The following is a 23,575-nucleotide window of genomic DNA, read 5'->3' as shown; positions in this document are numbered from 1 at the left end:
GGAGAAGCAAGTGCAACTTGTACTGGACAACATCAGCAAGAAGTATGGTGCTGAGTATCATTTGTACCCGATGTCGCTGCAACTGGTGCCGGGCGCGATCAATGTCTTGCTGGGCACGACCAAGGCGGGTAAAACCACCTTGATGCGTGTCATGGCGGGCCTCGATAAACCGAGCGCCGGCAAGGTGCTGGTCGATGGCGTGGACGTGACCGGCATGTCGGTCAGCAAGCGCAACCTGGCCATGGTGTACCAGCAATTCATCAATTATCCCGCCTTCACGGTATTCGACAATATCGCGTCGCCGCTGCGCTTGCGCAAGGTGCCGGAAGCGCAGATACGCATGCGTGTGCTGGACCTGGCGGAGCGGCTGCACATCACGCCGTATTTGCAGCGCACGCCCGGCGAATTATCGGGCGGCCAGCAACAGCGCACGGCGCTGGGCCGCGCGCTGATCAAGGATGCCGAACTGTTGCTGCTGGATGAACCGCTGGTCAACCTCGACTATAAATTGCGCGAGGAATTGCGGCGCGAATTGAGCGAACTGTTTTCGGACGGCAAAACTACCGTGGTCTATGCCACCACCGAGCCGCTGGAAGCGCTGCAACTGGGCGGCCACGTGTCGGTGCTGCACGAAGGGCGCTTGCTGCAACAGGGCCGCACGCTGGAAGTGTTCAACGCGCCCAACTCGATCCAGGTGGCGCGCACCTTCAGCGACCCGCCGATCAACCTGATGCCGGGCAAGCTCGATGCCGAGGGCCTGGTGCGCCTCGGCGCCGACTTGCGGATCCAGCTCAATCCGGCCCAGCGCCAGGCCGCGTCGCAGCATGCCGAAGTGATATTGGGCTTGCGCGCCCACAGCCTGCACCTGGCGCCGTTGTCGGCCGGCGCTATCGCGATCGGCACCGTGGTCGACCTGGCTGAAATCAGCGGTTCCGAAACCTATGTGCATGCGCATCGCGGGACGATTGCGCTGGTCGCGCAATTGAACGGCGTCAACAACATGGAGATCGGCTCCAGCTGCAGCATGTATTGCCAGCCGGACGCCTTGTTCATTTTCAGCCCCGATGGACGCCTGCTGTTCGCGCCATCGCTGTCCACCGGAGCATAGCCATGGCCCGCATAGAATTGATCGACCTGGCGCATGCCTATAAACCGAACCCGTCGGCTCCCGGCGATTACGCGCTGCGGCCGATGACCAAGACCTGGGACGATGGCGGCGCGTATGCGCTGCTGGGACCGTCCGGCTGCGGCAAGACCACCTTGCTGAACATTATTTCCGGCCTGGTCAAACCGTCGCATGGCCGCGTCTTGTTCGACGGCAAGGACGTGACGCTATTGCCGACCGAGGCGCGCAATATCGCGCAAGTGTTCCAGTTCCCGGTGATTTACGACACGATGACGGTGTACGACAACCTGGCGTTTCCGTTGCGCAATCGCGGCTGGAAAGAAGCGGCTACCCGCAAGCGCGTCGAACAGGTGGCGCAAATGCTGGAGTTGGCGGGCGACTTGAAACACCGCGCCAGCGGCTTGTCGGTCGACGCCAAGCAAAAGATTTCGCTGGGCCGCGGCCTGGTGCGTCCGGACGTGGCGGCGGTGCTGTTCGATGAACCGCTGACGGTGATCGACCCGCACTTGAAATGGCTGTTGCGCCGCAAATTAAAGGAAATCCATCACGAACTGAAACTGTCGCTGATTTACGTGACGCATGACCAGGTCGAGGCGCTGACCTTCGCCGACCAGGTGGTGGTCATGACGCAGGGCGAAGTGGTGCAGACCGGCAGCGCCCAGGCGTTGTTCGAGGAACCGGAACACACTTTTGTCGCCTATTTTATTGGTAACCCCGGCATGAATTTGCTCGACTGCAAAGTCAAGGACGGACTGGCGCTGGTCGCCGGCCACGGCTTGCCCTTGTCGGACATCGCCAAGGCGGCGCTGAGTCATGCACAAGGCAAGGTCACGCTCGGCATCCGGCCGGAATTCGTCGAATGCGTCACGGCACAGCAGGCCGATGCCTTGCCGGCCACGGTCTCGCTGGTGCGCAATATGGGCACCCATTTCCTCGCTGAATTCACGCTGGGCAGCCATGCCATCGCCGCCAAGTTGCGCCAGTTCGATGCGGCGCCGGGCCAGCAAGTGTGGCTGCGCTTCCCGCAACAGCGCACTTTGTTCTACGTCAACGAAAAACGGGTGGCCTGATGAAAACCTATAATAACCGCGCCTGGCTCCTGATTCTGCCGGTCATCATTTGCGTGGCATTTTCGGCGATCTTGCCGCTGATGACAGTCGTAAATTATTCCGTGCAAGATATTTTGAGTCCGACCCAGAAAGTGTTTGTCGGCACCGAATGGTTCCGCATGGTGATGCAGGACAGCGACTTGCACGGCGCGTTGACGCGCCAGCTGATTTTTTCGCTGTCGGTGCTGGTGATCCAGATTCCGCTCGGCATCCTGATTGCGCTGTGCATGCCGGCCGATGGCTGGAAGGCGTCGCTGGCGCTGGTCCTGATCGCGCTGCCGCTGTTGATTCCCTGGAACGTGGTCGGCACCATCTGGCAGATTTTCGGCCGTGGCGATATCGGTTTGATGGGTTACAGCCTGAATCAGCTGGGCGTCGATTACAACTATAGCGGCAATGCGCTCGATGCGTGGCTGACCGTGTTGCTGATGGATATCTGGCACTGGACGCCGCTGGTGGCGCTGCTGTGCTATGCCGGCCTGCGCGCGATTCCCGACGCGTATTACCAGGCGGCGCGCATCGATGGCGCGTCGCGTTTCGCGGTGTTCCGCTACATCCAGTTGCCGAAGATGCGCAATGTGCTGATGATCGCCGTCTTGCTGCGCTTCATGGACAGTTTCATGATCTACACGGAACCGTTCGTGCTGACCGGCGGTGGACCGGGCAATGCCACCACTTTCCTGTCGCAATACCTGACCCAGAAAGCGGTCGGCCAATTCGACCTGGGGCCGGCGTCGGCGTTTTCGCTGATTTATTTCCTGATCATTTTGCTGTTCTGTTTCGTCCTGTATACGTGGATGCAGCGGGTCGGCACCGGAGACCAAAAATGATGCATAAACGAGTCACCGGTCCGCTGCTGCTCATGTTCCTGCTGCTGTCGCTGCTGCCGATTTACTGGATGCTGAACATGTCGCTCAAAACCAACGAGGAAATCGTTGGCGCACTGAGCTTGTGGCCGGCCCATGTGACGTTCGACAATTACAAGACCATCTTCACCGATACGTCCTGGTATAGCGGTTACATCAATTCGATGATTTACGTCGCCATGAACATGGTGTTTTCGGTGGCGGTAGCGTTGCCGGCGGCTTACGCTTTTTCGCGTTATTCCTTTATCGGCGACAAGCATTTGTTCTTTTGGTTATTGACCAACCGCATGACGCCGCCAGCTGTGTTCCTGCTGCCATTCTTCCAGCTGTATTCGACGGTCGGGCTGATGGATACCCATCTGGCGGTGGCGCTGGCGCACATGGTGTTCAACGTGCCGCTGGCGGTATGGATACTGGAAGGCTTCATGTCGGGCGTGCCGAAGGAAATCGATGAAACCGCGTACATCGACGGTTACAGTTTTCCGCGCTTTTTTATCAAGATTTTCTTGCCGATGATTAAATCCGGCATTGGCGTGACGGCATTCTTTTGCTTTATGTTCAGCTGGGTCGAATTACTGCTGGCGCGCACCTTGACGTCGGTCAACGCCAAGCCGATCGCGGCGACGATGACGCGCACCGTGTCGGCGGCCGGCATGGATTGGGGCGTGCTGGCGGCGGCCGGGGTGTTGACCATCGTGCCGGGCGCGCTGGTGATCTGGTTTGTACGGCATTACATCGCCAAGGGTTTTGCGATGGGGAGGGTGTAATCATGGAAAGTACCGAAAGCCTGTTCGCGTGGATGGCGTGGACCCAGCCGGTGGCGATTTTCTTTGCCGCGATTGGGGTGATGCTGGTCGGCATGACGGTGTGGCAAATCAAGTCGCCCAGCATCGAGCGCAAGGGATTCCTGCCGATCCCGACCACCCGTGGCGACCGTTTATTCATCGGCTTGTTGACGGCGGCGTATGTCAACCTGGCCTGGGCCGGCTTGACTGAGATGCAGCAAGCAATCGGCGCCGGCATCAGTTTTGTGGTGTTGTTAGTGGTGATGCGTTGGGGTTGACTGTTGCAAGTTTGTTGCAGGTTGTTGGTCCTGGCTGAGGCTAGCCAGGGGAAAAATATAACAAGGAGATTAACGATGAAATTGAAGTTCACCGCGCTCGCGGCGGCGGCCATGCTGCTGTCCAACCCGGCCTTCGCCGATACCAAGGCGGCGCAAACCTGGGTCGACAAGGAATTCCAGCCATCCAGCCTGAGCAAGAAACAGCAGATGGAAGAAATGAAATGGTTTATCGACGCCGCTGAAAAGCTGAAGAAAAAAGGCATCAAGGAAATCAGCGTCGTGTCGGAAACCATCGATACCCACGTTTACGAATCGAAAACGCTGGCCAAGGCGTTTGAAGAAATCACCGGCATCAAGGTGCGCCACGACATCATCCAGGAAGGTGACGTCGTTGAAAAACTGCAAACCTCCATGCAGTCGGGCAAAAGTATCTACGATGGCTGGGTCTCCGATTCCGACTTGATCGGCACCCATTACCGCTATGGCGCGGTGGAACCGTTGTCCGACTACATGAATGCGGCCGGCAAGGAATACACCAATCCGGGCCTGGACCTGAAGGATTTCATCGGCATCAGTTTTACTACCGCACCGGACGGCAAAGTCTACCAGTTGCCCGACCAGCAATTCGCCAACCTGTACTGGTTCCGCGCCGACTGGTTTGCGCGCAAGGATCTGCAAGAAAAATTCAAGGCCAAATACGGCTACGAGCTGGGCGTGCCGCAAAACTGGTCGGCCTATGAAGACATCGCCGCGTTCTTCACCAACGACGTCAAGGAACTGGACGGCAAGAAAGTGTATGGCCACATGGATTACGGCAAGAAAGATCCATCGCTGGGCTGGCGCTTCACCGATGCGTGGCTGTCGATGGCTGGCGCGGCCGACAAGGGCATCCCGAACGGCTTGCCGATCGATGAATGGGGCATCCGCGTCGCGGCCGACAAATGCACGCCGGTCGGTGCCTCGATGGCGCGCGGCGGCGCCACCAATTCGCCGGCCGCCGTGTTTGCGCTGACCAAATACATCGACTGGATGAAAAAATACGCGCCGCCATCGGCCAACGGCATGAATTTCTCCGAATCCGGCCCGGTGCCGGCGCAGGGCGAAATCGCGCAGCAAATCTTCTGGTACACCGCCTTTACTGCCGGCATGACCAAGCCGGGCTTGCCGGTGGTGAACAAGGATGGCTCGCCGAAATGGCGCATGGCGCCGTCGCCGCACGGCCCTTACTGGAAAGACGGCATGCAGAACGGCTACCAGGACGTCGGTTCCTGGTTCCTGTTCAAGTCCACGCCGGACGACCGCAAGGCAGCCGCCTGGCTGTACGCGCAATTCGTCACGTCGAAAACCGTATCGTTGAAGAAATCGATCGTCGGCCTGACCTTCATCCGCGATTCCGATATCCGCCACGATTATTTCACCAAGCATGCGGCGCAATACGGCGGCTTGATCGAGTTTTACCGCAGCCCGGCGCGGGTGGCGTGGACCCCGACCGGCAACAACGTGCCGGATTATCCGAAACTGGCGCAACTGTGGTGGAAAAACGTGGCCACCGCCATCACCGGCGAAAAAACGCCGCAAGCCGCGATGGATAACCTGGCCGATGAAATGGACCAGGTCATGGCCCGCCTGGAACGCGCCGGCATGAAAGCCTGTGCGCCGAAGCTGAATCCGAAAGGCGATCCGAATAAATACCTGTCGGATACGGCTGCGCCATGGAAAAAGCTGGCCAATGAAAAACCGAAAGGCGAAACTATTTCCTACGACAAACTGTTGCAGGCATGGAAAGAAGGCCGCGTGCGTTAAGCCGCGCCTGGGCTCATTCGGCCTACGCCGCATCGGGCCGTGTCGTTGATTTGTTAAACTAGCTTGAAAGGAAGGGCGCAGCCGCGTCCTTCCTGATACCACGTCGTACAGAATAATGAGCAAATACATACTTTCCCTGGATCAAGGGACGACCAGTTCGCGCGCCATCCTGTTCGACCATGCGGGCCGGCCGCATGCCTGTGCGCAGCAGGAATTCCGCCAATTGTTTCCGCAACCGGGCTGGGTCGAACACGACGCCAATGAAATCTGGGCCTCGCAAATCGGCGTGGTGCGGCAAGTGATGCGCGAAAACAGCGTCAGCGGCGCCGACATCGTGGCGATCGGCATCACCAACCAGCGCGAAACCACGGTATTGTGGGACCGCAAAACGGGCGAACCGGTGGCCAACGCGATTGTCTGGCAAGACCGGCGTAACGCCGCGTTTTGCGAACAACTGCAAGAACAGGGCAAGGCACCGTTGTTCCAGCAAAAGACCGGATTGGTGCTGGACGCCTATTTTTCGGCCACCAAACTGAAATGGCTGCTCGACAATGTGCCGGGCGCGCGCCAGCGGGCCGAGCGCGGCGAACTGGCGTTTGGCACCGTCGATACCTGGCTGATCTACAAAATGAGCGGCAGCCATATCACCGACACCAGCAATGCATCGCGCACCATGCTATTTAATATCCACACCTTGCAGTGGGACGAGGAATTGCTGGCGCTGCTGGATATTCCCGCATCGCTGCTGCCGGCCATCGTCCCGAGCAGCGGTATCGCCGCCCGTACGCATGCCGACTTGCTGGGCAGGCCGCTGCCGATCGCCGGCATCGCCGGCGACCAGCAAGCCGCGACGTTCGGCCAGGCTTGCTTAAAACCTGGCATGGCGAAGAATACTTACGGCACCGGCTGCTTCATGCTGATGAATGTCGGCCAGCAAGCCATCGCATCGGAAAACCGCCTATTGATGACGGTCGGCTGGACGCTGGGTGCAGGCAGCAAGGCGAGTACCGATTATTTATTGGAAGGCAGCGCCTTTGTCGCCGGCGCGGCGGTGCAATGGATGCGCGACGGGCTAGGCATCATCCGCGACTCGTCCGAAGTCGAAGCGCTGGCCACCAGCGTCCCCGATAGCGGCGGACTGGTGTTCGTGCCGGCGTTCGCCGGATTGGGCGCGCCGTACTGGGACCCGTATGCGCGCGGCACCCTGATCGGCATCACGCGCGGCACCAGCAAGGCGCACATCGCCCGCGCCGCGCTGGAAGGGGTGGCTTATCAAAATGTCGACGTGCTGAGCGCGATGCAAAAGGACGCCGCGATTCCATTGACGGAATTGCGGGTCGATGGCGGCGGGGCGCGCAACGACATGATGATGCAATTCCAGGCCGACATACTGGACGTGCCGGTGGTGCGCCCGGTGGTCACCGAAACCACGGCGCTGGGCGCGGCCTACCTGGCCGGACTGGCGCTCGGTTTCTGGTCGTCGCTGGAAGAAATCGCCGGGCAATGGCAGATGGCGCGCCGTTTCGAACCGAAGATGGCGGCCGACGAGCGCTTGAGCCGGCTGCACAAATGGCAGCGGGCGGTGGACCGGTCGCGCGACTGGAGCGAGTGAGCTTGAGAAACGCGTCTTACACCTTCTTGACAAACTCCGTCTTCAAGCTCATCGAACCGAAGCCGTCGATCTTGCAGTCGATATCGTGGTCGCTGTCGACCAGGCGGATATTCTTGACCTTGGTGCCCATCTTGACGACGCCGCCGCCGCCTTTCAATTTCAAGTCCTTGATGACGCTGACGGTATCGCCGTCTTGCAGCAGGTTGCCGGCCGCATCGCGGTAGACCCTGGCGCCTTCTTCGGCTGGCGCGGCGGCTTGGGCACTCCATTCATGGGCGCATTCCGGGCAGACGTACTGGACCCCGTCTTCATACGTGAATTCGGACTGGCATTGCGGGCATGGAGGTAAAGTACTCATGGTATGGTCCTGTGCGGCAGGGCGGCGGCCCTGAAAAAAGGACGCAGTATACCGCCTGTGATAAGCAAGGCCAGCCATTTTGTCAATTCGCGCATGGCGGGCCAGCACGCTGACAACCGTTGTGTTCATCGAGATCGATGGAGTTGCGGCCAAATCGCCTGCTTCAATGACTCGGTTCATGAATCCGGTACTTCCTGACCACTCCCGCCGGGTCGAACATCACCGCCACTTCGCGCGTGCGTTGCGGCATCATCAGCACCGATGCGCTGAAAGTCGGCAGCAGGCGCGCCATCGGGCCGCTCTTGATCTGGTTTTTGTAGACCCATACTTCATACCCCGGGTCCAGGCTCAGCACGGTGGCGTTGCCCAGCGCCGCGTCGAGGTCGCCGCGGGTGGTCTTGCCGACGGTGATGCTGCCATAGATGGCTTCGCTGCGCGGCGCCTGGTTGACCTGGTATTCGGTGGCCAGGCATTGCGCCACGGCGAAAATCGCCAGGCAGCTCAAGGTAACTTTGATCAGGGCATGCATATTGTTCTCCGCTATACGCTATCGATGCGGTTGGCATCGCAATCTTTCACGGAGTGTCGCCATTTTCCAGCCTTGCTGCCACCACATTGAGTAAAGGCGCATTTGATGACCTGTATGGTACTGTCAGACGCTACCTTTTGCCGCGTGCTTACTGTAACACCTCGGTCGATACCGCCAGTGTTTCCTTGATTTCTTCCATCACCACATAACTTTTCGACTGGGCCGCGCCAGGCAGTTGCAGCAGCATGTCGCCCAGCAGCTTGCGGTACTCGGCCATTTCATGGATGCGCGCCTTGATCAGGTAGTCGAAGTCGCCCGATACCAGGTGGCATTCCTGTACTTCTGGAATTTGCAACACTTCGCGGCGGAATTGTTCGAACGCCGACGCCGATTTCTGGTTCAGCGTGATTTCGACGAAGACCAGCAATTTGGCGCCCAGCGACGCCGGATTGACCTTGGCGTGGTAGCCGGTGATGACGCCGTCGCGCTCCATCCGCTTGACCCGTTCGATGCAGGGCGTGATCGATAAACCGACTTGTTCGCCCAGGTCTTTCATCGATATGCGTCCGTCTTGTTGCAGGATGCGCAGGATGTGGCGGTCAAGCTTGTCCAGTCCGCGGGCTGATTCTCTATGGATTCTCATGATTTATTGCTGAAATTCTCAATTTATACGTGAACAATTACTAGGATGTTCGCAATATCATAGCGGTAAATCTGGCAATCTGGCCGAAAATTCAGCGAGGAAATTATGCGTATCGTCATTCTGGGTAGCGGCGTCATTGGCGTCACCAGTGCTTATTATCTGGCCAAGGCAGGGCACGAGGTGACCGTCATCGACCGCCAGCCCGGTCCGGCACAGGAAACCAGCTTTGCCAATGCGGGGCAAATCTCGCCCGGCTACGCTTCGCCATGGGCCGCGCCCGGCATCCCGCTCAAAGCCATGAAATGGATGTTGCAAAAGCACGCGCCGCTGTCGATCACGCCGGATGGCACGCTGTTCCAGCTGCAATGGATGTGGCAAATGCTGCAGAATTGCTCGCCTGAACGCTACGCCATCAACAAGGAACGCATGGTGCGCCTGGCCGAATACAGCCGCGACTGCTTCAAGGTGCTGCGCGCCGAAGCGGGCATCACGTATGAGGGCCGCCAGCAAGGCACGATGCAATTGTTCCGCACTGAAAAACAGTTTGCCGACGCGGCCAAGGATATCGAAGTCTTGAAAGAGACGGGCGTGCCTTATGAATTGCTGACCCGCGATCAATTGTCGGCCGCCGAACCGGCGCTGGAAGCGGTCAAGAATAAACTGGTCGGCAGCTTGCGCTTGCCGAACGATGAAACCGGCGATTGCCAATTGTTCACCACCCGCCTGGCCGAGATGGCGGTGGCGCTGGGCGTCACGTTCCGTTATGGCGTCAGCATCGATCATTTGCTGACCGAGGGCGATGAGATTGTCGGCGTGCAATGCGGCAATGAAGTGATCAAGGCCGACAACTATGTGGTCGCGCTGGGTTCGTATTCGACCGCGTTGCTGAAATCGGTGGTCGGGATTCCCGTGTATCCGCTGAAAGGTTATTCGATTACCGTGCCGATCGTCGAGGCAGACAAAGCGCCGGCCTCGACCATCCTGGATGAAACCTACAAGATCGCCGTGACCCGTTTCGACGACCGCATCCGCGCTGGCGGCATGGCGGAAATCGCCGGCTTCAACACCAAACTGAACCCGCGCCGCCGGGCCACGCTGGAAATGGTCGTCAACGATCTGTTCCCGGGCGCCGGCGACACCGCCAAGGCCAGTTTCTGGACCGGCTTGCGTCCGATGACGCCGGACGGCACGCCTGTCGTCGGCCGCACGCCGCTGCGCAACCTGTTCCTGAATACCGGTCACGGCACGCTGGGCTGGACCATGTCTTGCGGTTCGGCACAATTGCTGGCCGACTTGATTTCGGCCCGCAAGCCGGCGATCCTGGCCGACGACCTGTCGGTCAGCCGTTACAGCAAGGCCCAGGGCGGTGCGCGCCTGAATTATGCGGGTGCTTGAGTTGCTCTCTAACCTGGAGGCGAGCATGCCGCCGAAGAACCGCAGCGGTGCGATCCTGACGGTCGACCTGGATGCGATCCGCGCCAATTACCGCTTGCTGCGCCAGCGCGCCCAGCCGGCCACGTGTTCGGCGGTGCTCAAATCGGACGCTTACGGCCTGGGCGCGGCGCCGATCGCGGCCGTCCTGTACGACGAAGGTTGCCGGCATTTCTTTGTGGCCCACCTGGACGAGGGCATCACCTTGCGCCAGTCGCTGGCGCCGGATGCGGCGATTTTCGTCTTGCATGGGCCGCCAGTCGATACCGAGGCGGAGTTTATTGCCAGCCAATTGATACCGGTACTCAACAGCACCCAGCAAGTGGCGGGCTGGTCCGCCCATGCCGCGTTGCTGGGCCGCAGCTTGCCGGCGATTGTGCAAGTCGATAGCGGCATGTCGCGCATGGGCTTGTCGCCGGCTGAAGTCGATGCGTGGCTGGAAGATCCGCACTTCCTCGACGGCATCGAGTTGCAATACCTGATGAGCCACCTGGCCTGCGCCGACGAGCGCGACAATCCGATGAATGCCATGCAGCTGGAACGCTTCCAGGCGATCCGCGCGCGCTTGCCGGCATGCCCGGCCAGCCTGGCCAATTCCTCGGGCATTTTCCTGTCCGGCGCCTACCATTTCGACCTGGTGCGTCCGGGCGCGGCGCTGTACGGCATCGCGCCGCACAGGGATGCGGCCAATCCGATGGCGCCGGTGGTGCGCCTGCAAGGCAAGGTGGTGCAAACCCGCACCATCGAGCGTGGCGACCATGTCGGCTACAGCCTGCGTTATACCGCCAGCGAGACGCGGCAGGTGGCGACCGTGTCGGTCGGCTACGCCGACGGCTGGCTGCGCAGCATGAGCAATCACGGCGTCGCCATCGTCGATGGCGTGCGGGTGCCGCAGATCGGCACCATTTCGATGGATACGATTACCCTCGACGTCAGCGCGATCCCGCGCGAGCGGGTGCTGCCGGGCAGCCTGGTCGACCTGATTTGCGCCGAACACCCGGTCGATGCGGTGGCCGGGCTGGCCAATACCATCGGTTATGAAGTGCTGACCAATCTTGGGTCGCGTTTTTACCGCGAATATACCGGTGCGGCAGCCGGTTAAAGGCTGGGTGTATCGTGCCGTCCCCGGTCGTGGTTGTGTGTCAATATAGGGTCCAGGCGTTATATTACCTTCAACCATCACCGGGGATCTTCATGAGCCAATATCAAATCGCAGTCGTGGTCGGCAGCCTTCGCAAGGATTCGTTCAATCGCAAGCTGGCGCTGGCCGTCGCCAGGCTGGCGCCGCCGGAATTTTCATTCAAGCATATCGAGATCGGCGACCTGCCGCTGTATGACCAGGATGCCGATGGCCACCCGTCGGACCAGGTGCTGCGCCTGAAGTCCGATATCAGTTCGTCGCAAGCCTTGTTGTTTCTCACCCCTGAATACAACCGCTCGATCCCTGGCGTGCTGAAAAATGCGCTGGACCAGGGCTCGCGGCCTTACGGCCAGAGCGCATGGGGCGGCAAGCCGGCCGGCGTGCTGGGCGTTTCGGTCGGCACCGCCGGCACGTCGATGGCGCAGCAGCATTTGCGCAATATCCTGGCCTACCTGGATGTGCCGACGCTGGGCCAGCCGGAAATGTTTATCCAGGCCAAGGACGGTTTGTTCGATGCGGACGGTAATATCGGCGCGGCCAGCCTGGGCTTTTTCCAGGGCTGGATGAAGCAGTATGTGAGCTGGGTGCAAAAGCACGCGATCCCCGCCTGATCGCCGTAATCCTGCGGCGCGAGGCGCCTGCCTTGCGCTGCTACTAAAATAACATTTCTTTCCTATATAGAGTACTTGCATTCTAGATATAATGCCTCTTTCTCCTGCGGGAGTTGCGGACGGCCCTATATCGATGTGGAATCACCCTGTCTTGCGCATGAATTTGCGCCGCCTGATTTTATTGGTGGCCTTTGTCAGCGCCTTCCTTTCTCTTGCCAACAGTTTCTATGCCAGCTATCGGGTCCAGCGCCAGCTATTGATCAATAGCACGCTGGAAGCCAATCACGCGTATGCGGAAAAGTTGGCCAACAGTACGGAAGACTTCTTGCAGGCAGCGCTACAGCAATTGGCGTATAGCGCCGAGATACTGGGCGGCAAGTTCGGCGATCAACAGTTGCTGCAATCGGAAGTGTCCCGGCTGCGGCTGCAAACCCATAGTTTTAATTCCGTGCTGGTGGTCGATGTAACGGGCCTGGTGCGTGCCGTATCGCCGGAAACGCTGGAAATCAAGGATCGCCAACTGAATTCGGCCGGCGCCATCGAAGCGCTGCGCGAGCGCCGTCCGCTGGTCAGCAAGCCGTATGTGTCGGCGGTCGGCAACCTGGTGATTTTCATTTCCCATCCGGTGGTCGATGGCAAGGGCAACTACCTCGGTTATGTCGGCGGCACGATTTACCTGAAACAGAAAAGCAGTTTGTCGCGCTTGCTGGGCGAACATTACTACCGCGACGGTTCTTATCTGTACGTGGTCGACCAGAGCCGGCGCCTGCTGTACCACCCTGATCCTGCCAGGCTCGGCAAGGTGACCGGGCCGAATGCGGTGATCGACGCGATTGTCCGCGGCGAGGGCGGCAGCCAGCGGCTGTTCAATAGCCAGGGCGTGGACATGCTGGCCGGCTACGCCGTGCTGCCGCTGACGGGATGGGGCATCGTGGCCCAGCGGCCGGCCTCGATCACGCTGGAGCCGTTGAATGAGTTGATGCTGGATGTGTTGCATAATTCCTTGCCGATCGCCTTGCTGACCTTGCTGTTCATCTGGTGGCTGGCGCGCCTGATTTCGCGGCCGCTGGGACAACTGGCGGAAGGCGCCAGCCGGATGGATGTGGCCGCCACGTCGGAACATATCCAGGCGATCCGTTCCTGGTATTTCGAAGCGGCGCAAATCAAGCGCGCCATGCTGGCCGGCCTTGCCTTGTTGCATCAAAAGATCGGCAAGCTCAACGTCGATGTGCAAACCGATCCGATGACGGGTTTGAATAACCGGCGCGGCATGGATTCCGCGCTGGAAACCTGGCAAGCGGAACGGCGCGGTTTTTCTATCGTGGCGCTGGATATCGACCGCTTCAAGCAAATCAACGATACGCTGGGGCATGACGCCGGCGATATGGTGATCAAGCACCTGGCGCTGCTGATGCGGACTTGTTCGCGCGATGCGGATGTGCTGTGCCGCAATGGCGGCGATGAATTCCTGATGCTGTTGCCGGATACGCCGCTGGACGCCGCGTTGCGGGTCGCCGAACGCCTGCGCCTGCGGGTCGAGGAATCGGTGTTGCCGGGCATAGGCGACGTGACGATTTCACTCGGTGCCGCGGCCGCGCCGCCGCTGGTGTGCGACCCGCAGCGGGTGCTGAAGGCGGCCGACGCGGCGCTGTACGACGCCAAGCAGCAAGGACGCAACCGGGTCGCCGCCGCGCCGCCAGCTGTCTAAGCGCATTTCAGTCATATGTATTTGCAACAAAAAGCTGCGGGAACGCGGCTTTTCCGCATTTTTTTTCGTGTATGTTCGAGCGTGCAAGAGAGGTGAGCGGGCCGGGCAATCTGATCCGGTTTTTTCTCTCGAATCTGAGTCTGTTATGTTTTCTCTCGCCAGCCTACAGTGTGACCATCAAGGAATACACCTTACCGGGAAGGGCATCATGTTGGGACTTACCGCACTGGAACTGGCACGTATCCAGTTTGGCTTCACCATTTCATTTCATATTATTTTTCCGGCGATCACGATCGGCCTGGCCAGCTACCTGACGGTGCTGGAAGCGTCCTGGCTGCGCACGCGCCAGCAGGTGTACCGCGACCTGTACCACTTCTGGTCGAAAATCTTCGCCGTCAATTTCGGCATGGGCGTGGTGTCCGGCCTGGTGATGGCTTACCAGTTCGGCACCAACTGGAGTTTCTTTTCGGATTATGCCGGCAGCGTCACCGGCCCGTTGCTGACCTATGAAGTGCTGACCGCGTTCTTCCTCGAAGCGGGTTTTCTCGGCGTCATGCTGTTCGGCTGGAACAAGGTCGGCCCCGGCCTGCACATGCTGGCGACCGCGATGGTGGCGCTCGGCACGCTGATTTCGGCGACCTGGATCGTCGCGTCGAACAGCTGGATGCAAACCCCGCAGGGTTATCAGATTGTCGACGGCCGGGTGGTGCCGGTCGACTGGCTGGCGGTCATCTTCAATCCCTCGTTTCCCTACCGCTTGATGCACATGAGCGTGGCCGCCTTCCTGGCGACGGCCTTGCTGGTGGTGGCCTCGGCGGCCTGGCACTTGCTGCGCGGAACCGACAATGCGGCGATCCGCAAGATGATGTCGATGGGATTGTGGATGGTCCTGATCGTCGCGCCTATCCAGGCCGTGATCGGCGATGCGCATGGCTTGAATACGTTGAAACATCAGCCGGCCAAGATCGCGGCGCTGGAAGGCCATTGGGAAAATAAGGGGGCAGGGGGCACGCCGCTGATCCTGTTCGGCTGGCCCGACATGCAGCGCGAGGAAACCCGCTTCAAGCTTGAAGTGCCGCGCCTGGGCGGGCTGATACTGACCCATGCATGGGATGGCAAGATTCCGGGTTTGAAAGAGTTCGCGCCGCAAGACCGGCCCAATTCGACGCTGCTGTTCTGGTCCTTCCGTGTCATGGTCGGGCTCGGCATGCTGATGATCGCCTTGGGCCTGTGCAGCGCCTGGCTGCGCTGGCGCGGCGGCTTGTGGCAAGCGCGCTGGTTCTGGCGCGCCGCCTTGCTGATGGGGCCGGCCGGCGTGATCGCCATCCTGGCCGGCTGGTACACCACTGAAATCGGCCGCCAGCCATGGACCGTGTACGGCTTGCTGCGTACGGCCGACGCGGTATCGTCGCACGGCCCGCTGCAACTGGGCGTGACACTGATCTTGTTCGTGGTGATTTATTTCGCGGTGTTCGGCACCGGCGTCGCGTATCTGTTCCGCCTGATACGGGTCGGCCCGCAATTGCATGCAGGGGCGCGCATCGACGATGGCGGCCCGGGTCATGGACGCACGCCGGCGCGGCCATTGTCGGCCGCCGGCGATGGTGACGTGCCCATTATCCATGTCAAGGCGGGGGAATAATCAGATGGGTATCGATCTGGCATTGATTTGGGCGGTGATTATCTTGTTTGCCATCATGATGTATGTGGTGATGGACGGTTTTGACCTCGGCATCGGCATTTTGTATCCTTTCTTTAAGGATAAAACCGAGCGCGACATCATGATGAATACCGTCGCGCCGGTATGGGACGGCAATGAGACCTGGCTGGTGCTGGGCGGCGCCGGCATGCTGGCGGCATTTCCGCTGGCCTATTCGGTGGTGCTGAGCGCGTTTTACCTGCCGCTGATTTTCATGCTGATGGGCCTGATCTTCCGTGGCGTGGCGTTTGAATTCCGTTTCAAGGCGCGCGACCATGAGCGCCATGTCTGGGACAAGGCCTTTATCGGCGGTTCGATCGCCGCGACCTTTTTCCAGGGCGTCACGCTGGGCGCCTACATCCAGGGCGTGCCGGTGGTCGACCGCGCTTATGCCGGTGCGGCGCTGGATTGGCTGACGCCGTTTTCAGTGTTCACCGGCGCCGGACTGGTGGTGGCGTATGCCTTGCTGGGTTGCACCTGGCTGATCATGAAAACCCATGGCAGCCTGCAACAGCACGCTTACCGCACCGCGCGCTGGCTGGTCTGGCTGCTACTGGCCGTGATCGCCGCGCTGAGCCTGTGGACCCCGCTGTCCGATCCGGCCATCGCGCTGCGCTGGTTCAGCCTGCCGAATCTGTTCTGGTTCGCGCCGGTGCCGCTGCTGGTGCTGGCCTCCAGCTACTTGTTGTACCGCTCGCTGAAGCTGCGCCGGCACGCCGCGCCGTTCCTGTACACGCTATGCCTGATATTCCTCGGTTATAGCGGCTTGGGCATCAGTTTGTGGCCGAACATCATTCCACCGGCCATCACCATCTGGCAAGCGTCGTCGCCGCCGCAGAGCCAGGGTTTTACGCTGGTCGGCGCCTTGCTGATCATTCCGGTGATTTTGATGTACACCGTGTGGGCCTATTATGTATTTCGCGGCAAGGTGGTCGATGGCGAGGGGGGGCACTGATGGCCCATTCTTCGTGCTGGAAACGGCTGGGCTGGCTGCTGTTGATCTGGAGCGCCAGCGTGGCCGCGCTGGGCCTGGCAGCGTATGCGATGCGGCTGCTGATGCGGGCGACCGGCATGGGGGCGTGAAATGCTGCACAACAGTTATCTGATAAACGCTACAATAAGCGCTTGACCTTCCCTCGGTGGCAAGGTTTATAGTACTGCATGGCCGTTCATGTCGGACGCCATGCATCGATTGCTTTCATGAACCGTATTGTCATCAAACTCCTGCTCTGGCTGTTGATCGCCGCGCTCCCGCTGCAAGGGCTCGCGGTCTCCGTGCGTCCGTGCTGCCTGCCGGCGCAGGGACAGGGGCAGGTGGCCATGATGCAAATGAGTATGCATATGGACATGCCGATGGCGCAGCAGCAAGGCGAAGGCCATTGCCACGATATGGCTGGGGCCGCTACCGGGCATCATCAGCCGGCGCAGGAAGAATCGGCGCCGCACGATCATGACTGCAATAATCACCTGGCTTGCGGCGCGGGCGCTTGCGGGCCGCCGTTCGGCGCCGCCGTGATCTTGCCTGCTGCCGGTGCGACCGCGCCAGCCCTCGCTGTGGCGCAACTGTTTTCCGACCATATACCGTCCGGCCTCGAACGTCCTCCCCGGCCAGCTTCCTTGTAATACGCCTGTGTATTGAAGGGCTGCGTTTTTGTACGCGCTCAAACTTGCAAATTATTAAGGAAGACCATGCATCATCTGACTCGCCTCGCGCTTGCCGCGGGAGTATTGCTGTCTGTCACTGTTACCGCCAGCGCACAAGTAGCGACTGTCGCCCCGGGCGCCAAGGCGGCCGCGCCGGCCAGCGCTTTCGAATCCACTTTCAACCATTACCAGCCGGCTGCGGAATCGGATAAATCGCCGGACCAGGTCTGGCGCGACGCCAACCAGGAAGTCGGCAAGGCTGGCGGCGGCATGGGCCACATGGCGCATATGGCCGCCATGCCGGGGATGGAAATGAAAGACATGAAGGGAATGGAGATGGGCGGCCAGCCCGTTTCAGCTACCCCGGCCGCCGATCCGCACCAGGGCCATGATATGAGCCATATGAGCCATCTGCAGCGGCACGGAGAATGACGATGCCAGTGATGCAAATATTCAAGCTCAAACCGCTGGCCATCGCCGCCGGCGCGCTGATACTCAGCGGCTGCGCCAGCTTTTCCGGCGATGGCGGGGTTGCGCAAGTGACGGCGCTGACGGCGGCGCGCACCGGCGTCAGCGCCGATCTGGCCAGGCCGGCATCCGAAGAGCAGGTGCAAGTCTTGCTGCAGCAGCCTTTGAGTGCCGACAGCGCGGTGCGACTGGCCTTGCTCAACAACCGCGACTTGCGCGTGGCGCTGGCCGAACTGGGCGCGTCGGAAGCGGACCTGGTGCAGGCGGGGCGCTTGCGCAATCCGGGCTTGTCCTTCGGACGCATGCGTGGCGGCGGCGACAGCGAGATCGAGCGGGGCGTCGGTTTCGACCTGGCCGGTTTGCTGACGATGCCGATGCGCGGCAAGATCGAACGCGGCCGTTTTGGACAAGCCAAATTGCTGGCCGCCTCGCGCGCGGTGCAACTGGCGGCCGACACGCGGCGCGCCTATTTCAACGCGGTCGCCGCCAGGCAGACGGCAGCCTATATGGCGCTGGCCGCCGAATCGGCCCAGGCTGGCGCCGAACTGGCGCGGCGCATGGCCCAGGTCGGCAATTGGAGCGCACTGGACCAGTCGCGCCAGCAAGTGTTTTATGCCGATGCGATGAGCGAACTGGCGCGCGCCCGGCAACAGGCGCTGGCCACGCGCGAACAGCTGACCCGTTTGCTGGGGCTGTGGGGCGAACAAACCGGGTTCAGCTTGCCGGAGCGTTTGCCGGACTTGCCGCCGGCAGCCGAGGACGCGGCGCATATCGAAGCGCAGGCGATGGAGCAGCGGCTCGATATCTTGCTCAGCAAGCAGGATGCGCAAGCCAGCGCCGACGCCTTGGGCTTGAGCAAGGTCACCGGCCTGGTCAATGTGCTCGACGCCGGTTACGCCAACAAGAGCCAAACCGGTTTGCCGCGCGAAAACGGTTATCGAGTGTCGCTGGAATTGCCGATTTTCGACTGGGGCGGCGCGCGTAACGCCAAGGCGCAAGCGTTGTATACGCAAGCGATGGAACGCACCGCCGGCACCGCGGTCCGGGCCCGCTCGGAAGTGCGGGTGGCGTATGCCGCGTACCGCACGAATTACGAACTGGCGCGCCATTACCGCGATGAAGTGGTGCCGCTGCGCAAGAAGATCTCGAACCAAGTCTTGCTGCGTTACAACGGCATGCTGGCCAGCGTGTTTGAATTGCTGGCCGACGCGCGCGAGCAGGTTGGCAGCGTCAATGCGGCCATCGACACCCAGCGCGACTTCTGGATCGCCCAAACGGAATTGCAATCGGCCATCAACGGCGGCGGTGTTTCCGCCAGCGCACCCTGAGGACAGCATCATGATTTCACGTAGAAATTTCTTTAAAAACGCCAGTGCGATGGCGATCGGCGCGGCCGCCGTCAGCCGGGTCGGCGCGGCGTCCTTGCCGGAAGCCATTTTCAATAATGACGCCACTACCCAAACGCCGCCGCTGCCGCCGAATGGCCGCCCATTCCATCCGGTGGTGACGCTGAATGGCTGGTCGCTGCCATGGCGTATGAACAATAACGTCAAGGAATTCCATTTGGTGGCCGAACCGGTGGTGCGCGAATTGGCGCCCGGCATGAAAGCCAATCTGTGGGGCTATAACGGCCAGTCGCCGGGACCGACCATCGAAGTGGTGGAGGGCGACCGGGTGCGTATTTTTGTCACCAATAAATTGCCGGAGCAAACCAGCGTGCATTGGCATGGCCAGCGCTTGCCGAACGGCATGGATGGCGTCAGCGGCCTGACCCAGCCGGCGATAGCGCCGGGCAAGACCTTTGTCTATGAATTCATCGCCAAGCGGCCCGGCACGTTTATGTACCACCCGCATGCCGATGAAATGACGCAAATGGCGATGGGCATGATGGGTTTTTGGGTGACCCATCCGAAAGACCCGAACTTCATGAAAGTGGACCGCGATTTCGTGTTTTTGCTGAACAATTACGATATCGATCCGGGCAGCTACACGCCGAAAATCACCACCATGACGGATTTTAATTTGTACACCTTCAACAGCCGCGTATTTCCCGGCATCGATCCGATGGTGGTGCGCCAGGGCGACCGGGTGCGCATCCGGTTCGGCAATTTGACGATGACCAATCATCCGATCCATATGCACGGCCATGAATTCTCGGTCACCGGCACCGATGGCGGCTGGACCCGGCCCGAATCGCGCTGGCCGGAAGTGACCACCGACGTGGCGGTCGGGCAGATGCGGGCCATCGAATTCGACGCCACCGAAGCGGGCGACTGGGCTTTCCATTGCCATAAGTCGCATCACACGATGAACGCCATGGGGCACCAGGTGCCGACCATGATCGGCGTCGACCATCGCGGCATCGCCGAGAAAATCAATCAGCTGGTGCCGGCGTATATGGTGATGGGCGAGCGCGGCATGGGCGACATGGACGAGATGCATATGCCGATCCCCGAAAATACCTTGCCGATGATGGGCGGCGCCGGCCCGTTCGGCAGCGTCGGCATGGGTGGCATGTTTACCGTGGTCAAGGTGCGCAAGGACCAGAAGCCGGGCGATTACCGCGATCCCGGCTGGTACAAGCATCCGCCCGGCACCCAGCCCTATGAATGGACCGGTGCGCTGGCCGAGCCGGTGCGCAGCCACAACGCCGGCGGCGGTTCGATGCCGCCGGCCGGCAAGCCGGACAATATCGAAATGACGGTGCGCAAACCGTCGGGCCATATGGAGCATTAAGAGCCTGTCCCAGTAGATGAATACGTCCTCTGCTGATGCGCTGTCGGCAGACGACGCTCCCTACTGGGATAGGCTCTAAGAAATACCCCGGTTAACTGTTGTTGTGAGGCAAGTAATTAAGGCTAAGTGACAAACTGTGGATTTTCGGCAATCTTTTATCTTTATATTCAAGGTGTTTCATTTGCCCTGCACATTTCCGGCAAACTGCTCCAGGAGCACCTGAACAATCTCCAAGGCATTTACCTAGTTCCTGGTCGTACTTTTGGTACCGACCAGGCGCTGCGCTTTGCTTTGGCGATTAAGAACCTATGCCAGCAGGCGATGTCTTCCCTGCTGGCATAGGTTCTCAGCAGGCAGGCTCGATGCGCAGGAGGTTTCCGGTTTGGTCGATACAGCTGCGGGCATAAGCATTTCACGTAAAAGAACCGGAGAAACTATGTTAAATCGAATGAAAGTGGGCACGCGCCTGATCGCGGCTTTTTCTTGTGTCGCCTTATTGGGGGCGATTGTGGCCGGCATCGGGATTGTTAATATGGCGAAAATCGATACCATGGCGGCCCGCATGTATAACAATGAATTGCTGGGCCTGTCGCATATCAAGGAAGCGAATATCTCGCTGGCCAAGACCGGCCGCGCGCGCAGTAATTATTTGCTGGCCACCAGCGAAGAAGAGCGCAGCCAGCACAAGGCCAGCATCGATAAATCGCTGGCCGTCAACAAGGACAGCATTGCCAAGGCCTTGCCCTTGTTCACCTCCGACGCCAGCAAGCAAGTGTTTGCGCGCTTCACCGTGGTTGCCGCCGATTACGAGAACGTCATGAACCAGGCCCTGCTGCTGGCCGCCAAGGAGCCGATGCAGCAGCGCGACGCCGAGCTCGATGCGCTGCTGACGGAAACCCGCAAGCACGCCGATGCGCTGGACCAGATGCTGGATCAATTGTCGATCCAGAAGGAAGAGCGTGCCAGGAGCGCCGCCGATGAAGCCGCCAGCGTGTATCAGACCAGCCGCACTTTCATGCTGCTGCTGGTGCTGGGCAGCGTGGCGGCCGGCTTGACGCTGGGCGTGCTGATCACGCGCGGCCTGACCCACCAGCTGGGCGGCGAACCGGCGTATGCGTCGCATATCGCCGGCGCGATTGCCGGCGGCGACTTGACGGTGGCCATCGATACCCATGCCGGGGACCACGACAGCCTGCTGTTCGCGATGAAGACCATGCGCGACAAGCTGGTCGGCATCGTCAGCCAGGTGCGGGCCGGCACCGATACCATCGCCACCGCATCGGGCGAAATCGCCAGCGGCAATATGGACTTGTCGTCGCGCACCGAGGAGCAAGCCAGCTCGCTGGAAGAAACCGCGTCGTCGATGGAACAGCTGACCGCCACCGTGCGCCAGAACGCCGACAACGCCCGCGAAGCGAACCAGCTGGCGGCCAGCGCGTCGCAAGTGGCCAGCAAGGGCGGTGCGGTGGTCGGCCAGGTGGTGCAGACCATGGAAACCATCAATGCGTCGTCGCGCAAGATCGTCGACATCATCAGCGTGATCGACGGCATCGCCTTCCAGACCAATATCCTGGCCTTGAACGCGGCGGTGGAAGCGGCGCGGGCAGGCGAACAGGGCCGTGGTTTCGCGGTGGTCGCCACCGAGGTACGCAATCTGGCCCAGCGCTCGGCCGCGGCGGCCAAGGATATCAAGGTCTTGATCGGCGATTCGGTCGAGCAAGTCGAGATCGGCGCCAAGCTGGTGCATGAAGCGGGCGACACCATGAACGAGGTGGTCGGCAGCGTGCAGCGGGTGGCGCACATCATGAGCGACATCACGTCGGCCAGCCAGGAGCAGAGCGCCGGCATTGAACAAGTCAACCAGGCGATCACGCAAATGGACCAGGTGACCCAGCAAAACGCGGCGCTGGTCGAACAGGCGGCCGCGGCGGCTTCGTCGCTGCAAGACCAGGCCGCGGCGCTGACCGGCGTGGTCAGCATTTTCAAGCTGCACGCGCCATCGGCGTCGTCTGGACAAGCGTTTGCTCAAGACAAGGTGACGCCGATGCGCCGTCCGGCAGCGTCAAGCGGACCGCGCCGGATTGCCCTGAGCCTGAGCGACGCCGCATAAGCGCCAGGTCCATGAAGTCATCTAGGCGGTAATACATGAGGTGGTTTCTCCCGACTGATGGTAGGCTGTTGCTTCAATACAATTGTCGGGAGTTCCATGCACCACCTCACCACCCTGTCATTTTCCTTGCTGGCCTCGCTGTCCCTGGCCTTGCCGCTATATGCGCAGGATCGGCTTGGCCCGGTGACGCCGTACCGGCCGTCGGTCTCCAGCCCCGCGCAATTGCCGCTGGCCGGCCAGCTGGAACTGGAACTCGGCGGCTTGAGCGGCAAGACTGGGGATAGCCGCCGCAGCAGCCTGCCGTATGCGCTGAAACTGGGCTTTACCCCGGAATGGGGCATCGTGATCGAAGGCGAGGCTTATATTGCCGCGCGCGATGACGATGGCGGGCATGCGCGCGGCGCCGGCGACACCACGCTGGTGCTCAAGCGCGCTTTCCTGGTCGACGATGCCACCGCTTTCGGTCTCGAACTGGGCGCCAAGATCCCCACCGCCAGGGATACCATCGGCAGCGGCAAGGCCGACTATTCGGTCAACGCTATCTTCAGCCGCGATATCGCGCGCGTCCATATGGACGCCAACCTGAACCTGACCCGGCTGGGCGCCTACGCCGATGATGGCGGCCGCATCCAGACCGGCTGGTCGGCCGCGTTTTCGGTGCCGCTATCCGAGCGCTGGGACGCCACGGCCGAATTGTCGGGCACGCGCTTGCGCGGCGCCGATAGCAGCGCCCAGTTTTTACTGGCCGCCACCTACAGCCCGAATCCGCGGCTGGCGATCGATGTCGGCCTGGCGCGGGGCCTGACGCCGGCCTCGCCCGACTGGTCGCTGTTCAGCGGCCTGGTAGTGCCGCTGGCACGCGTTTGGTAGATGCGCGATCAGCGATGCTGGCGTACAATCTCAGCGTGCGCAGCCGTG

The 23,575-nt window shown here is 60.7% G+C and carries 24 protein-coding genes; 20 read left to right on the top strand and 4 right to left on the bottom strand.

Going from position 1 to position 23,575, the window contains the following annotated elements:
* Nucleotides 1–10: 10 nt before the first annotated feature.
* The 7 genes from GJA_RS13710 (at nucleotide 11) to glpK (ending at nucleotide 7,579) form a co-directional block, all read left to right on the top strand.
* The gene (locus GJA_RS13710) at nucleotides 11–1,108 is read left to right on the top strand and encodes an ABC transporter ATP-binding protein (protein WP_038493142.1); all 1,098 of its coding nucleotides are present in this window, start codon (nucleotides 11–13) and stop codon (nucleotides 1,106–1,108) included.
* Nucleotides 1,109–1,110: 2 nt separating this feature from the next.
* Nucleotides 1,111–2,196, top strand: a complete 1,086-nt coding sequence (locus GJA_RS13705; protein WP_038493140.1) for an ABC transporter ATP-binding protein — start codon at nucleotides 1,111–1,113, stop codon at nucleotides 2,194–2,196.
* Nucleotides 2,196–3,065 (top strand): carbohydrate ABC transporter permease, encoded by an 870-nt coding sequence (locus tag GJA_RS13700; RefSeq protein WP_038493138.1) that lies wholly within the window; start codon nucleotides 2,196–2,198, stop codon nucleotides 3,063–3,065. The genes GJA_RS13705 and GJA_RS13700 overlap by 1 nt, the downstream gene beginning before the upstream one ends.
* Nucleotides 3,062–3,868, top strand: a complete 807-nt coding sequence (locus tag GJA_RS13695; RefSeq protein WP_422567910.1) for a carbohydrate ABC transporter permease — start codon at nucleotides 3,062–3,064, stop codon at nucleotides 3,866–3,868. Before GJA_RS13700 ends, GJA_RS13695 begins: the two co-directional genes overlap by 4 nt.
* A gap of 2 nt (nucleotides 3,869–3,870) precedes the next feature.
* Nucleotides 3,871–4,164 (top strand): DUF2160 domain-containing protein, encoded by a 294-nt coding sequence (locus tag GJA_RS13690; protein WP_038493137.1) that lies wholly within the window; start codon nucleotides 3,871–3,873, stop codon nucleotides 4,162–4,164.
* A 75-nt stretch (nucleotides 4,165–4,239) separates the two neighbouring features.
* Nucleotides 4,240–5,967 carry an ABC transporter substrate-binding protein gene (locus GJA_RS13685; protein WP_038493135.1) on the top strand — a complete coding sequence of 576 codons (1,728 nt, stop codon included), beginning with the start codon at nucleotides 4,240–4,242 and terminating at the stop codon, nucleotides 5,965–5,967.
* A 115-nt stretch (nucleotides 5,968–6,082) separates the two neighbouring features.
* Nucleotides 6,083–7,579, top strand: a complete 1,497-nt coding sequence (gene glpK, locus GJA_RS13680) for a glycerol kinase GlpK (RefSeq protein ID WP_038493132.1) — start codon at nucleotides 6,083–6,085, stop codon at nucleotides 7,577–7,579.
* 16 nt (nucleotides 7,580–7,595) lie between these two features.
* Here glpK and GJA_RS13675 read toward each other — a convergent pair whose 3' ends face one another.
* From GJA_RS13675 to GJA_RS13665, 3 genes are all read right to left on the bottom strand, one after another.
* Nucleotides 7,596–7,937: a zinc ribbon domain-containing protein YjdM gene (locus GJA_RS13675; RefSeq protein ID WP_038493130.1), complete on the bottom strand. Its 342-nt coding sequence runs from the start codon at nucleotides 7,935–7,937 to the stop codon at nucleotides 7,596–7,598.
* 163 nt (nucleotides 7,938–8,100) lie between these two features.
* Nucleotides 8,101–8,466, bottom strand: coding sequence for a hypothetical protein (locus tag GJA_RS13670; RefSeq protein WP_038493128.1), 366 nt, complete (start codon nucleotides 8,464–8,466; stop codon nucleotides 8,101–8,103).
* A 148-nt stretch (nucleotides 8,467–8,614) separates the two neighbouring features.
* Nucleotides 8,615–9,109 carry an Lrp/AsnC ligand binding domain-containing protein gene (locus GJA_RS13665; RefSeq protein ID WP_038493126.1) on the bottom strand — a complete coding sequence of 165 codons (495 nt, stop codon included), beginning with the start codon at nucleotides 9,107–9,109 and terminating at the stop codon, nucleotides 8,615–8,617.
* Nucleotides 9,110–9,178: 69 nt separating this feature from the next.
* Between GJA_RS13665 and GJA_RS13660 the strand changes: the two genes are divergently transcribed.
* From GJA_RS13660 to GJA_RS26730, 7 genes are all read left to right on the top strand, one after another.
* A complete protein-coding gene (locus GJA_RS13660; protein WP_339325677.1) occupies nucleotides 9,179–10,504 on the top strand; it encodes a D-amino acid dehydrogenase in 1,326 nt (441 codons plus the stop codon).
* A gap of 25 nt (nucleotides 10,505–10,529) precedes the next feature.
* On the top strand, nucleotides 10,530–11,642 hold the full coding sequence (alr, locus tag GJA_RS13655) for an alanine racemase (protein ID WP_038493122.1): 1,113 nt from the start codon (nucleotides 10,530–10,532) through the stop codon (nucleotides 11,640–11,642).
* A gap of 92 nt (nucleotides 11,643–11,734) precedes the next feature.
* Nucleotides 11,735–12,292, top strand: a complete 558-nt coding sequence (locus GJA_RS13650; RefSeq protein WP_038493120.1) for an NADPH-dependent FMN reductase — start codon at nucleotides 11,735–11,737, stop codon at nucleotides 12,290–12,292.
* A gap of 133 nt (nucleotides 12,293–12,425) precedes the next feature.
* Nucleotides 12,426–14,000 (top strand): sensor domain-containing diguanylate cyclase, encoded by a 1,575-nt coding sequence (locus GJA_RS13645; protein WP_038493118.1) that lies wholly within the window; start codon nucleotides 12,426–12,428, stop codon nucleotides 13,998–14,000.
* A 208-nt stretch (nucleotides 14,001–14,208) separates the two neighbouring features.
* Nucleotides 14,209–15,642, top strand: coding sequence for a cytochrome ubiquinol oxidase subunit I (locus GJA_RS13640; protein WP_038493115.1), 1,434 nt, complete (start codon nucleotides 14,209–14,211; stop codon nucleotides 15,640–15,642).
* 4 nt (nucleotides 15,643–15,646) lie between these two features.
* Complete coding sequence (gene cydB, locus GJA_RS13635) at nucleotides 15,647–16,654, top strand: cytochrome d ubiquinol oxidase subunit II (protein ID WP_038493113.1); 1,008 nt, start codon at nucleotides 15,647–15,649, stop codon at nucleotides 16,652–16,654.
* Nucleotides 16,654–16,782, top strand: a complete 129-nt coding sequence (locus GJA_RS26730) for a DUF2474 domain-containing protein (RefSeq protein ID WP_081905405.1) — start codon at nucleotides 16,654–16,656, stop codon at nucleotides 16,780–16,782. The genes cydB and GJA_RS26730 overlap by 1 nt, the downstream gene beginning before the upstream one ends.
* A 66-nt stretch (nucleotides 16,783–16,848) precedes the next feature.
* On the opposite strand, the gene GJA_RS27360 is transcribed toward GJA_RS26730, so the two are convergent.
* Nucleotides 16,849–17,277 carry a hypothetical protein gene (locus tag GJA_RS27360; protein ID WP_144241532.1) on the bottom strand — a complete coding sequence of 143 codons (429 nt, stop codon included), beginning with the start codon at nucleotides 17,275–17,277 and terminating at the stop codon, nucleotides 16,849–16,851.
* Nucleotides 17,278–17,388: 111 nt separating this feature from the next.
* On the opposite strand from GJA_RS27360, the gene GJA_RS13625 reads away from it, so the two are divergent.
* From GJA_RS13625 to GJA_RS13605, 6 genes are all read left to right on the top strand, one after another.
* On the top strand, nucleotides 17,389–17,775 hold the full coding sequence (locus tag GJA_RS13625; protein WP_144241531.1) for a hypothetical protein: 387 nt from the start codon (nucleotides 17,389–17,391) through the stop codon (nucleotides 17,773–17,775).
* A gap of 11 nt (nucleotides 17,776–17,786) precedes the next feature.
* Complete coding sequence (locus GJA_RS13620) at nucleotides 17,787–19,139, top strand: TolC family protein (protein ID WP_038499818.1); 1,353 nt, start codon at nucleotides 17,787–17,789, stop codon at nucleotides 19,137–19,139.
* A gap of 10 nt (nucleotides 19,140–19,149) precedes the next feature.
* On the top strand, nucleotides 19,150–20,547 hold the full coding sequence (locus GJA_RS13615) for a multicopper oxidase family protein (protein ID WP_038499816.1): 1,398 nt from the start codon (nucleotides 19,150–19,152) through the stop codon (nucleotides 20,545–20,547).
* A gap of 126 nt (nucleotides 20,548–20,673) precedes the next feature.
* Nucleotides 20,674–20,889 carry a hypothetical protein gene (locus GJA_RS27355; RefSeq protein ID WP_144241530.1) on the top strand — a complete coding sequence of 72 codons (216 nt, stop codon included), beginning with the start codon at nucleotides 20,674–20,676 and terminating at the stop codon, nucleotides 20,887–20,889.
* A gap of 94 nt (nucleotides 20,890–20,983) precedes the next feature.
* On the top strand, nucleotides 20,984–22,657 hold the full coding sequence (locus tag GJA_RS28525) for a methyl-accepting chemotaxis protein (protein ID WP_038493107.1): 1,674 nt from the start codon (nucleotides 20,984–20,986) through the stop codon (nucleotides 22,655–22,657).
* Nucleotides 22,658–22,753: 96 nt separating this feature from the next.
* Nucleotides 22,754–23,527, top strand: coding sequence for a transporter (locus GJA_RS13605; RefSeq protein WP_242404537.1), 774 nt, complete (start codon nucleotides 22,754–22,756; stop codon nucleotides 23,525–23,527).
* Nucleotides 23,528–23,575 lie beyond the last annotated feature (48 nt).

It is taken from the genome of Janthinobacterium agaricidamnosum NBRC 102515 = DSM 9628 (genome assembly GCF_000723165.1).
Lineage (GTDB): Bacteria > Pseudomonadota > Gammaproteobacteria > Burkholderiales > Burkholderiaceae_D > Janthinobacterium > Janthinobacterium agaricidamnosum.
The sequence above is the reverse complement of the archived record's forward strand: the minus strand, read 5'-3'. Positions and strand labels throughout refer to the sequence as shown.